The sequence below is a fragment of the Kitasatospora sp. NPDC024654 genome (assembly GCF_055559155.1).
The window spans coordinates 161,939-173,251 of the sequence record NZ_JBVHLF010000009.1 but is presented as its reverse complement, the minus strand read 5'-3'; the positions used below and the strand labels follow the sequence as shown (position 1 = coordinate 173,251).

Annotated in this window: 11 protein-coding genes; 10 read left to right on the top strand and 1 reads right to left on the bottom strand. The window is 72.8% G+C overall.

Annotation, left to right across the window (positions count from 1 at the left end; genetic code table 11):
* Positions 1-111: 111 nt before the first annotated feature.
* Positions 112-1,719: an FAD-dependent monooxygenase gene (locus ACZ38L_RS08665; protein WP_465690572.1), complete on the bottom strand. Its 1,608-nt coding sequence runs from the start codon at positions 1,717-1,719 to the stop codon at positions 112-114.
* A gap of 139 nt (positions 1,720-1,858) precedes the next feature.
* Here ACZ38L_RS08665 and ACZ38L_RS08660 point away from each other — a divergent pair, with 139 nt between their 5' ends.
* The 10 genes from ACZ38L_RS08660 to ACZ38L_RS08615 all read left to right on the top strand — a co-directional run.
* Positions 1,859-2,809, top strand: coding sequence for an aldo/keto reductase (locus ACZ38L_RS08660; RefSeq protein ID WP_465690570.1), 951 nt, complete (start codon positions 1,859-1,861; stop codon positions 2,807-2,809).
* A gap of 44 nt (positions 2,810-2,853) precedes the next feature.
* On the top strand, positions 2,854-3,921 hold the full coding sequence (locus ACZ38L_RS08655; RefSeq protein WP_465690568.1) for an aldo/keto reductase: 1,068 nt from the start codon (positions 2,854-2,856) through the stop codon (positions 3,919-3,921).
* 56 nt (positions 3,922-3,977) lie between these two features.
* Positions 3,978-5,180, top strand: a complete 1,203-nt coding sequence (locus ACZ38L_RS08650) for a ScbA/BarX family gamma-butyrolactone biosynthesis protein (RefSeq protein ID WP_465690566.1) — start codon at positions 3,978-3,980, stop codon at positions 5,178-5,180.
* A 4-nt stretch (positions 5,181-5,184) separates the two neighbouring features.
* A complete protein-coding gene (locus ACZ38L_RS08645) occupies positions 5,185-5,940 on the top strand; it encodes an HAD family hydrolase (protein ID WP_465690564.1) in 756 nt (251 codons plus the stop codon).
* Positions 5,933-7,003, top strand: coding sequence for a 3-oxoacyl-ACP synthase III family protein (locus ACZ38L_RS08640; RefSeq protein ID WP_465690562.1), 1,071 nt, complete (start codon positions 5,933-5,935; stop codon positions 7,001-7,003). The genes ACZ38L_RS08645 and ACZ38L_RS08640 overlap by 8 nt, the downstream gene beginning before the upstream one ends.
* Positions 7,004-7,089: 86 nt before the next feature.
* Positions 7,090-7,551 carry a MarR family winged helix-turn-helix transcriptional regulator gene (locus tag ACZ38L_RS08635; protein WP_396558130.1) on the top strand — a complete coding sequence of 154 codons (462 nt, stop codon included), beginning with the start codon at positions 7,090-7,092 and terminating at the stop codon, positions 7,549-7,551.
* A 354-nt stretch (positions 7,552-7,905) separates the two neighbouring features.
* Positions 7,906-9,180, top strand: coding sequence for an MFS transporter (locus tag ACZ38L_RS08630; RefSeq protein WP_465690560.1), 1,275 nt, complete (start codon positions 7,906-7,908; stop codon positions 9,178-9,180).
* A 68-nt stretch (positions 9,181-9,248) separates the two neighbouring features.
* Positions 9,249-9,554, top strand: a complete 306-nt coding sequence (locus ACZ38L_RS08625; protein ID WP_465690558.1) for a putative quinol monooxygenase — start codon at positions 9,249-9,251, stop codon at positions 9,552-9,554.
* A 100-nt stretch (positions 9,555-9,654) separates the two neighbouring features.
* Entirely contained in the window at positions 9,655-10,503 is an 849-nt protein-coding gene (locus tag ACZ38L_RS08620; protein WP_465690556.1) for a cyclase family protein, read from the top strand.
* A gap of 35 nt (positions 10,504-10,538) precedes the next feature.
* The coding region (locus ACZ38L_RS08615) for an acyl-CoA dehydrogenase family protein (RefSeq protein ID WP_465690554.1) at positions 10,539-11,313 on the top strand (775 nt) is incomplete at its 3' end.

The window sequence follows — 11,313 nt, the reverse complement described above, 5'->3', positions numbered from 1 at the left end:
TGTTTTGCCCCCGTAAGAACCCCCCACACCCCGTCTTCACCCCCCGCCCCCGCATTTGTTTTCTTTCGTCCGGGCCCCCGGGGGTCCGCCGGCCCCCCCCCCGCGGTCGGGTCAGGCGGCGGCCGCCCGCCGCTCCACCGCACCCGTCCGGGCCCCGAAGGCGACCCGGAGCTCCGCCCGCAGCCGGTCCAGGTCCTCCTGGTGACCGTGGGCGGCGATGTGCCCGTCCGGGCGGATCAGGTGGAACCCGACCTGACGGCAACCGGTGAGCCGGGCGGTCGGAGCGGCCGGCAGCTCGACCAGCCGGACCAGCGGCCGGTCCGCGACGGTCCCGGCCAGCTCGGCGAGCCAGCTCGCGGGCCGGGCCGCCGGCACGGTCACGGCCAGCGTCCAGCGGGCCGGATCGGCCCCCGGGCCGGCGATGCCGTGCTTCACCGCGAGCTCGCGCGGGAAGACCGCACCCACCTGCAACCGGCCCGGCAGGTGGGCGAACAGCCGGCAGCCGGACCGTCCGGCGGGCTGCTGGGTCGGCCGGACCGGCGGATAGGCGAGCCGTCGCCCGGCCATCACCGGCGTGTAGTGCCGCGAGAGCACCCCGGTCTGGTCCAGCAGCCGGAACGCCGCGTCCCGGGCCGCCACTTCGAGCCGGCCCCTGACCATCCAGGCCCGGGTCTGGATGTCGGTGTCCCGCACCACCCGCCGGGCCACCGCCGCCCGCTCCGGCCCGTAGCTGAGCAGCAGCTCCGGGGGCGCCTCGCCGTTGATCACCGCGGCGAGCTTCCAGGCGAGGTTGTGGGCGTCCTGGAAGCCGGTGTTGAGGCCCTGCCCGCCCGCCGGACTGTGCACGTGGGCGGCGTCACCGGCGATGAAGACCCGGCCCAGCTGGAAGTCGTTGGCGTGCCGCCGGTGCACCCGGAACACGCTCTCCCAGATCGGCTCGGTGATGCGGACCCCGCTCGGACCGCGCTCGTCCACGATGGCCTGCATCAGCGGAACGCTGACCTGCTGGCCCGGCGGCAGGCTGGAGAAGAAGCGGTAGACGCCGTCCGGCAGCGCGACGATCACCAGCGCGCCCGCGGGCGACTGGTAGTACAGCGCCTGGTCCGGCGGCAGGGTGCCCTCGATCCGGGCGTCGACCAGCGCGAACGCGGTCTCGTAGGTGCTGCCGGAGAAGCCGGTGCCGAGCTGCGCCCGGACCGCGCTGCCGGCGCCGTCGGCGCCCAGCACGTAGGGCGCGCGCACCCGTTCGATCCGACCGTCCGGGTGCTCCAGCACCGCGGTGACGCCGTCGGTCGCGGTGAGGCTGCCCGAGTAGTCCAGGGCGTCGAAGGCGAGCAGCCGCACACCGCGCTCCACCACGCCGCCCAGCTCCGACAGGCGCCGGCGCAGGATCCGTTCGGTCTCGTTCTGCGGTAGGCAGACCGGCGCCAGCGCCGCCTCGAACGGGAAGGTGGCCAGCGGCCGACGGTCGGAGAAGTAGCTGAAGGCGTTGATCCGCAGGCCGGCGGCGCGCAGCTCGCCGAGGACGCCCAGGTCCTCGAAGAGGTCGAGGCTGCGCGGCCAGACCAGCAGCGCCTTGGGGAAGGGCGAGGGTTCCCGGGCCCGGTCGACGAGCCGCACCCGCACCCCGCGCCGCAGCAGCTCGCAGGCGGCCAGCATGCCGCTCGGCCCGCCGCCCACGATCAGCACGTCGAACGGCTCCGATACCGCACCAGTCATCTCACTGCCTCCTCGGTCATCAGGCGTCTTTGTTGCATAAGAGATCGAACACCTAGCAGCATCTGTTGCCTGTAAGGCCTCTTATGTATATTCGATTCACGAGCACCTGACCAGCCCCCACTCATGAGAGGCAACTAGCATGCAGAGACGACGACTTGGCGCCACCGGACGCGAGGTCGGGGCGATCGGACTTGGCTGTATGGGGATGAGCTTCGCCTATGGTCCGAGCCAGCGGGACGACCGGGAATCAACCGCCGTACTGCACCGTGCGGTTGACCTCGGGGTCACCCTGATCGACACCGCGGACGTCTACGGGCCCTACACCAACGAGGAGTTGGTCGGTCGGGCACTGCGCGACCTGCGCACCGAGCTCACCCTGGCCAGCAAGTGCGGCCTGGTGATCAGGGACGGTCGGATCGTGCCCGACGGGCGTCCCGAACACCTGCGTGCCGCCTGCGACGCCTCGCTGCGCCGGCTGGGCGTCGAGACCATCGACCTCTACCAACTGCACCGGGTCGACCCCGACGTGCCGTTGGAGGAGTCCTGGGGTGCCCTGGCGGAACTGGTCGCCGCCGGCAAGATCCGGCACCTCGGCATCTCCGAGGCCACCGTGCCGCAGCTGACGGCCGCGCACCGGATCCATCCGGTGGCGACGGTGCAGAGCGAGCTGTCGCTCTGGAGCCAGGACCAGTTGGCGGGCGTCGTCCCCTGGTGCGCCGCCAACGACGCCGCGTTCATCGCCTACGCCCCGCTCGGCCGGGGCTTCCTGACCGGCGCCATCACCACCTCCGACCAGCTGGAAGCGGGCGACTGGCGGACCGGCAACCCGCGCTTCCAGGCCGACGCCGTCGCGGCCAACCAGAAGCTGGTCCGCGCCGTCGCCGAGGTGGCCGAGCGCTACCAGGCCAGCGCGGCGCAGATCGCCCTCGCCTGGGTGCTGGGTGTCGGGGAGCACGTCGTCCCGATCCCCGGCACCAAGCGGATCCCGTACCTGGAGGACAACGTCCGGGCCACCGGCATCGACCTCACCCCCGCGGACCGCGCCGAACTCGGCCGCCTCGCCGCCGACGTCGTCGGCACCCGCTACTGAGACCCGACGCACCACCACCCGACCCACCACAAGGAGCGATCCCGATGCGTTACCGCTACCTCGGCGACACCGGCCTGTCCGTCTCCGAACTCTGCTTCGGTGCCATGACGTTCGGCGGCGGGGCGTCCTTCCTCGGCGCCCCCGACCGCAACTGGTCCGAGTTCGGCACGGTCCAGGACGACCACGTGCTGCGGATGATGGACCAGGCGCTGGACGCCGGTATCAACTTCTTCGACACCGCCGACGTCTACAAGAACGGCATGGGCGAGGAGTTCTTCGGCCGCACCCTGGCCAAGGTCCGCGACCGCGTCATCATCGGCACGAAGGGCCGCTGGCGAATCACCGACGAGCCCAACGACATCGGCGCGACCCGGCACCACCTCTACGCCGCCGTCGATGCCAGCCTGCGCCGGCTGAACACCGACTACATCGACCTCTACCACATCCACGGCTTCGACCCGCGGACCTCGCTGGACGAGACCCTGCGCGCACTCGACGACCTGATCCGGGCCGGCAAGATCCGCTACCTCGGCGTCTCCAACTTCGCCGGCTGGCAGCTGATGAAGGCGCTCTCCGTCTCGGACCGCCGCAACCTCAGCCGCTTCGTCTGCTACCAGGGCTACTACAACCTGGGAGCCCGCGACCTGGAGCACGAGATCATCCCGCTGGCCGTCGACCAGAACGTCGGGATCACCGCCTGGAGCCCGCTGGCCGGCGGCTTCCTCACCGGCAAGTACCGCCGCGGCGAGGGCCGCCCCGAGGGCAGCCGGCTCGCCGAGCGGACCCCGGCCGAGTCCGCGCCGCTCACCAACCCGGACCAGGCGTACGACGTCCTCGACGAGATGGCCCTGATCGCCGAGGCGCACGGGGCGACGGTGGCCCAGGTCGCCATCAACTGGGTGCTGGCCAAGCCGGGCATCACCTCGGCCGTGATCGGCGCGACCAAGCCGCACCAGCTGGAGGACAACCTCCAGGCCATGAGCTGGACCCTCACCGAGGACGAGGTCGCCCGGCTGGACAAGGTCAGCACCACGCCCGCGCCGTACCCGTACTGGCACATCGGCACCGTCGCCGCCGACCGCAAGCTGCCGGGGGACGTCTACCCGGCCTGAGGCGGCTCCCCCACCCCCCAGCACGGCCAAGCACCCGACGATGAAGGAGCCCACCCGTGACCATCACGCCGCTCAACCCCGTCGCCAAGCAGGACGGGAGCACCAAGAAACAGGTCAAGAAACAGACCGCCACCGCCGAGCTCGACGTCAAGCCCGCCGAACAGCCCGCCGAGCGGCTCTCCGCCGAGGAGCGGCTCAGCTACGCCCGCACGGTCGACCGCTACCTGGTCCACCGCGAGTCACTCGGCGAGGTCTTCCTCACCGACCTCCAGCCGATCGACCGGGACAGCTACGCCGCCGCCGCCCAACTCCCGCGCTCGCACGCGTACTACGGCGACCACCTGCTGCGCCCGAACACCTACGACCCGGTGCTGCTGCTGGAGGCCTGCCGGCAGGCCACCCTGGCCGGGGCCCACCTCTTCTTCGAGGTGCCCGCGGACCACAAGTTCATCCTCACCCACCTCAGCGTCAGCCTGACCCAGCCGCGGTGGATCACCGTCGGCCAGTCGCCGTTCCCCCTGGCGATGCGGGTGACCGTGGTCGACCGCAAGGAGCGGGAGGGCCGGGTCACCGGTATCGACTCGGCCATCGAGCTCTCGATGGACGGCACGGTGCTCGGCCGGGCCACCGTCGGCCTGCGGTTCAAGACGCCGACCAGCTACCTGTCCCTGCGGCTGAACAACCGGGACGGGGTCGCCCTGCCGTCCTCGGCGGCCCACCCGCCGCGGCTGCTGGGCGCGCCGGTCGCGCCGCACCTGGTCGGCCGGGCCAACCCGGACAACGTCGTCCTGGTCGACGCCCACACCGACGGCGACACCGCTCGGGCCCGGCTGCGCATCCCGGCCGACCACCCGAGCATGTTCGACCACGCCCAGGACCACCTCCCGGGCATGGTGCTCGCCGAGGCGGCCCGTCAACTCGCCCTGCTCACCGTGCTCGACGCCCGCGGCGTGTCCGCCGTCAAGGCGTTCCCCACCGCCCTGGAGGTGATCTTCAGCAGCTTCGGCGAGCTGGAGGAGGACACCACGCTCACCGCCGAACTCGGCGACCGGTCCGCGCTGGGGCCCGAGGAGCAGCTCTGCTACACCCAGGGCGGCGTCCTGGACCTGGCCGAACTCCACGACGACGGCCACCCCCCGTCGGACGGCGCGGACCTGCTGCCGGTCCGGATCGACGTGCGGCAGGGCGAGAAGCAGCTGTGCGTCTTCACGGTGACCATGAAGCGGATCCAGGCCGCCCCGCCGGCCCCGGGGCGGTGACGGCATGGCAGGGACCGCAGCCGCGTTCTTCGACGTGGACGAGACCCTGATCAGGGTCAAGAGCATGTTCCGCTTCCTGGAGTTCTACCTGCGCCGGCGCGGCGAGCCGGCCGGGACGTACCGGCGGCTCACCGACGAGCTGCGCGCGGCGGCGGCCGGCGGACTGCCCCGGCACGAGGTCAACCGCCGCTACTACCGCCTGTACGCGGGTGAGGAGGCCGGCCGGCTGACGGCGGCGGGCGCGGACTGGTTCGCCGCCGAGCTGGCCGAGGGGCTGTTCGTCCCCGAGACGGTGGAGGCGCTGGACCGGCACCGGGCCGCCGGGGAGACGGTGTTGCTGCTCTCCGGGTCGTTCTTCGCCTGCCTGGAGCCGATCGCCGCCCACCTGAGCGTGCACGGCGCGATCGGCACCCGGCCGGTGGTGCGGCAGGGGCGGCTCACCGGCGAGGTGGTCACGCCGATGATCGGCCCGGCCAAGGCCGCTGCGGCCCGGGCCGCCGCCGGTGTCCTCGGTCTGGACCTCGCCGCCTCCACCGGGTACGGCGACCACTCCAGCGATCTCGACCTGCTGCGCACGGTCGGCCGGGCCGTGGTGGTCGGGGACGATCCGCGACTCACCGCCCACGCGGCCCGGTTCGGCTGGTCCCGGTTGCTCTGCAACCGCCCGCCGGCCGACTGGGAGCCCCCGCTCGGCCCCGGTGCCGAACCCTGGCCCGGGCTCCCCACGAAGGTCGGCCTGACAGGAGAGATCCATGCATGAGGAGATCCGTCCGATCGGCATACTCGGCACCGGCTCGTACCTGCCCGAGAACGTGGTCGGCAACGAGGAGGTGGCCCGGCACGCCGGGGTCACCGACGAGTGGATCGTCCGCAAGACCGGGATCCGGGAGCGCCGCCGGGCCGCCGACCACGAGGCCACCTCCGACCTGGCGGCGGCCGCCGCCGGAGCGGCGTTGAAGCAGGCCGGGGTGCGCCCCGAGCAGGTGGACTACGTGGTGGTCGCGACCTCGACCCCGGACCACCCCCAACCGGCCACCGCCGGCATCGTCCAGCACCTGATCGGGGCGGTCAACGCGGCCGCCTTCGACGTCAACACCGTCTGCAGCGGTTTCGTCTACGCGCTGACGGTGGTGGAGCGGATGCTCCGGGCCGACCGCGACGGCGGCGGCTACGGACTGGTGATCGGCGCGGACATCTACTCCCGGATCCTCGACTACTCGGACCGGAAGACGGCGATCCTCTTCGGCGACGGGGCCGGCGCCGTGCTGCTCGGGCCGGTGGACACCGGGCAGGGCCTGTTCGGCTCCAGCCTGCTGACCCGGGGCGACCTGCACCAGCTGATCGGCGTGCCGGCCGGCGGCAGCCGGCAACCGGCCTCGGCCCGCACCCTGGCCGAGGGCGGGCACTTCTTCCGGATGGACGGGCGAGGCGTGCGCGCCTTCGTGCACGACCAGCTGCCGGCCGCGCTGCACGGGCTGCTCGGCAAGGCCGGGATCGCGGCCGACGCGGTCCGGCACTTCGTCCCCCACCAGGCGAACGGGCAGATGCTGACCGAGGTCTGGCCCGCCCTGGGCCTGGGCTCGGCCGATCTGCACCTGGCGGTGGAACGGTACGGCAACACCGGCGCGGCCTCGGTACCGATCACCCTGGACCTGGTGCACCGCAGACAGTTGCTCGCGCAGGAAGACGTGGTCCTGCTGGCCGCCTTCGGCGGCGGCATGGCCGTGGGAGCCACCCTGCTGCGCTGGGCCGCCACCCGGTACGCCGGCCGGCCACGGCAGCACGTCCGTACCGGCGCGGGCCGGCTGGTCACGACCGGCTGACCCGCGAGGGGTCGGACGGTCCGCGCCGGAGCGCGGGCGTCCGGCCCCTTCGCACCGTAAGGCAACTGATGTATATCCTGAGGTCCATGAAGCTCTCCGGCGACGAACGGCTCGGCCAACACCTCAAGCGGGTCGAGCAGGAGCTGACGGCCGCCAAGCACTCGGTGCTCAAACCCTTCAACCTGGCCGTGCCGCAGTACAACGTGCTGGCCGTGGTGGCCCAGGAGCCGAAGCTGTCGGGAGCCGCCCTGGCGCGCCGCTGCATGGTCACGCCGCAGACGATGTCCTCGGTGCTCGGCACGCTCGAGGGCCGCGGGCTGGTCGAGCGCCGGCCGCACCCGATCCACAGCCACATCCTGGAGACCCGGCTCACCCGCAACGGGCGTTCCCTGCTGACCAAGGCGGACGAGGCCGTGGCCGCCGTCGAGGCCCGGCTCACCGAGGAGTTCACGCCGGCCGAGTTCACCCAGTTGCTGGAGCAACTGGCGCGCTGCTCCGCCGCGTTGGAGGGTGCGGGGGCCGACTCCAAGGCCTCGCGCACGCGTTGACGACAGACTGACGATCGACTGACGCCCGGCCGACCGCCGGACGCACCGACTCCCCTTCCCCGGGCGCTCGTTCGACGAGCGCCCGTTCGGCATGCCCGCAGGCTCACGACTCCCGCGGGCCACCGCCACCCCGGCGAACCCAGCCCGGCCCAGCGCGCCCGCTCCCGCGCCCCCGTCCGACCTGCGCGAACTCCCCGCGACTCCCCCTCCGGCCCGCAGCGCCAGGGCCATCGACCCCTCCCGCCCTAAATACGCCTGACTACTGTCGGTTGACCGATACTCATCAGAGGTCTTATGGTCATAAGGCGTAAGCGACCCAGCGGCGGTCACGCCGCCCGGATTTGGAGGATCACCGTGTCCCAGAACCGCCAAGGCGGGGGCCCGAAGCCGGTGAGCACGGCGGCGACAGCGGTGGGCTTGTTCCTGCTGGCCCTGAACCTGCGCCCGGCCATCGGCAGCGTCTCGCCCGTACTCGACAACATCCAGCAGAGCCTGCACCTGTCCGACTCGGCAGTCAGCCTGCTCACCACCCTGCCCGTGCTCTGCCTGGGCATCTTCGCGGCGGCCACCCCCGCCATCTCCCGCCGTCTCGGCACGGCGGGCGCCCTGGTGCTGGGCTTCGTCGCGCTCATCGCCGGCATCCTGATCCGGATGGACACCTCGGTGTGGGCGATGTTCGTCGGCACCGCGTTGGCCGGCGCCGGCCTGGCGCTCGGCAACGTACTGATGCCGGCGGTCGTCCGGAGCACCTTCCCGGACCGCGTCCGGCTGTACACCGGCATCGCCACCGCCTTCCTCAGTGCCGGCGCCGCGCTGTCCGCGGGCATCGCCGTGCCGCTGAAGAACGCCGTCGGCGGCTGGAGCGGCTCGCTGGCGCTGTGGACCATCCCGGCCGTCATCGGCCTGCTGGCCTGGCTGCCGTTGCTCCGCCGCACCCCGCGCCCCCAGCCCACCGCGCCGACCTCGGCGCAGCCCGCACAGGCCAAGGGCTCGCTGCTCGGTGACGCGGTGGCCTGGCAAGTCACCGGCTACCTGGCGCTGCGCGCGCTGGCCTACTTCACCGCCCTCGGTTGGCTGCCGACCGTGCTGGTCGACCTCGGCGGCTACAGCAGCTCGGCCTCCGGCGCGCTGCTCTCGCTCACCATGGTGCTCAGCGTGCCGGGCGCCCTGTTCGCCCCGGTGCTGGCCGGCAAGCGCGGCACCGGCCCGGTCATCACCGCGATCGCCGTCACCGGCGCGGTCTCCCTGCTCGGCCTGCTCAGCGCGCCCGGCGTGGCCGCCCTCTGGGTCGCCCTGCTCGGGATCACCCTCGGCGCCGGCCACGCCATGGCGCTGACCCTGATCGCCGTGCGCTCCCCCAACCCGGAGACCACCGCCCGCCTGTCCGGCATGGTGCAGACCATCGGCTACCTGGTCGGCGGCATCGTCGGCCCGCTGCTGCTCGGTGTGCTGCACGGCGCCACCAAGGGCTGGACGGTCTCGCTCATCCTGCTGGCCGCCTTCACCCTCCCGGAGCTGGTCCTCGGCCTGCTGGCCAGCCGCAAGCGGTTCGTCCGGCCGCGCGTCCGCGCCACCGGCGCCCAGGGTGCGACCACCACCGCTCCGCAGCCCGCGCTGATCGACGACTGACCCGCCGCCGGCTGGTCAGTTCCCCGTGGCAGCCCCTCCTGCCGCCCGACTCCCACCAGGAGAACCCCGTGTACCACGTCGCCGTCGCCTTCGACGTCATGCCTGAGCACCACGACGAGTTCATCGCCGCCACTCATGAGGACGCCCGTGAGTGCGCCGTGGACGAGCCCTTCACCCAGCGCTTCGAGCTGGTCCAGGACGAGAACGACCCCAACCGGTTCTACCTGGACGAGCTGTACGACGACGCGGAGTCCTTCGACAAGCACATGGCCGGCCCCCACTTCGCCCGCTTCTTCGAGCGGATCGGCCACATCGCCGAGGGTCCGACCTGGCTGATCCGCGGCAACCGGATCGTGGACACCAGCGCGGCCTGACCCTCCCCGACCGCTCATGGCGTCGGGCGCCATCCCCCGTTACCGCGCCCGGCGCCATGAGCCCCACTCGCAGCACCCCGACGAAGACGGAGGAACTCGCATGTGCGGGCCCCAGGTAATGAACCTCGTGTACGGCGACCAGGCCGGCGCCCCGGCCTGCGGCTGCTCGGCCGAACCGCAGGCCGTTGCGGAGGACGACGACGCGGCCACCGCCACCGGGCGCGCGCCGGCCCCGCGGCCGCTGATCCGCGGCTCCCGGGTCGCCGATCTGACCCACGCCTTCGGCAACGACTTCCCGGTGCTGGAGCCGATCGTCCTGAAGCCCCGGATCGACCACTTCGCGCACATCGCCGACGAGGGCTTCAACGCCAACAAGCTGGAGATCGACGAGCACACCGGCACCCACGTGGACGGCCCGGCGCACCTGGTGGACGGCCCGATCTACACCGACGAGATCCCGATCGACAAGCTGATCGCCCCGCTCTGCGTGGTCCGGATAGCCGACCGGGTGGCCAAGGACCCCGACGCCACGCTGACCGCCGACGACATCCTGGCCTACGAGCGCCGCTACGGCCGGATCCCCGACGGCGCGCTGGTCGTCATGGACTCCGGCTGGTGCGACCGGATCAACACCCCGGGCGCCTACATCAACCGGGACGAGTCCGGCGTGCCGCACTTCCCCGGCCTGGGCTTCGACGCGGCCGAGTTCCTGGTCACCCAACGGACCGTGGTGGCCGCGGGCACCGACACCCCCAGCCTGGACGCGGCCAAGAACCTCCAGGTGGAGGATCCGGGCGCGCACCGGATCGTGCTCGGCGAGCAGCGCTACGGCGTGGAGAACATCGCCAACCTGTCCTCCGTGCCCGACTTCGGGGCCACCGCCGTGATCGGCCTGATCCGCCACCGCAAGGGCTTCGCGGGCCCCTGCCGGGTGTTCGGCATCTACTGAGCCAACCACCGAGCCACCGAGCCCCGGGAGGACTCATGGCCGACCTGGCCACCCTGACCGCACTGACCGCACCGACCGGCCCCGGTGACCTGCTGGCCGCCACCCCCGGGGTCACCGCGCTCGCCGCCCGGCTGGCCCGGACCGCCGACGCCGAGCGCCGGCTGTCCGCCGAGACCGCCGCGGCGCTGGTGGAGGCCGGCTTCGCCCGGCACTTCGTACCCCGGCGCTGGGGCGGCGTGCAGGGCTCGTTCACCGACTGGGCGGAGGCGGTCAGCGCGGTCGGCACGGGCTGCGCCTCCGCCGCCTGGTGCGCCGCCCTCTACGCCAACTTCGGCCGGCTGGCGGCCGGGCTGCCCGAGGCCGGGCAGCGCGCGCTGTGGGGCGCCGGCCCCGACGTCCGGATAGCCGGCGCGGTCGCCCCCGCCGGCCGGGCCGAACCGGCCGGCGACGGCTGGCGGTTGACCGGCACCTGGTCGTACCTCAGCGGGGTCGACCACGCTGACTGGGTGCTGCTCTGCGCCCGTCCCGACGACCGGCCGGAGACGGTCCGGCTGTTCGCCGTCCCCCGCCACGACTGCCTGATCAGCGACACCTGGCACTCCCTCGGCATGCGCGGCACCGGGAGCAACACCGTCCGGGTCGACGGCGTGTACGTCCCCGGGCACCTGTCGTTCGTCCGGGCCCAGGACGCCGTCGGCCGCTCGGTCAGCATGCTGGCGTTCGTGGCGGGGGGGGGGGGGGGGGCCACCCCCCCCCCCCACCCCCTTGAGCCACGCCCCGCCCAAGACCTGCGGGGCGGGCCAACACCCC